This window comes from Corallococcus sp. AB049A, from assembly GCF_003668885.1.
Lineage (GTDB): Bacteria > Myxococcota > Myxococcia > Myxococcales > Myxococcaceae > Corallococcus > Corallococcus interemptor.
In genome coordinates, this window is sequence record NZ_RAWL01001394.1 from 1 (window position 1) to 397 (window position 397).

Genomic DNA, 397 nt, shown 5'->3' on the forward strand with positions numbered 1-397 from the left:
GCGTATCCGGCAGCACCAGTGCGAATTCGTCGCCACCGTAGCGCGCCGCCATGTCGCGCGGGCGACGGGCATGCGCGCCGATCAGGCGGGCGACATCACGCAGCACGCGGTCACCGACCTGGTGGCCATGGCGGTCGTTGTGGCGCTTGAAGTGGTCGACGTCGATCAGCGCCAGGCTCAATGGCTTGCCACTGCGCCGCGCGGCGTCGCATTCCTGCTGCAGTGACTGCTCGAAGCGCAGGCGGTTGCCCAGGCCGGTGAGGGCATCGCGGTTGGCCAGGCGGTGCCAGGCCGAGATCCGCCACACCGCCCAGACCAGCAGTGCCAGCACCACGCCCAGCATCGCGCTGGCCGGTGCCCACCACAGGTCACCGGTGCGCAGCAGCAGCCAGCTCAG

General features: G+C 70.5%; 1 protein-coding gene. It reads right to left on the reverse strand.

Going from position 1 to position 397, the window contains the following annotated elements:
- Positions 1-397, reverse strand: a 397-nt coding sequence (locus D7X55_RS47300) for a GGDEF domain-containing protein (protein WP_147470553.1), incomplete at both ends; no start/stop codon positions are given.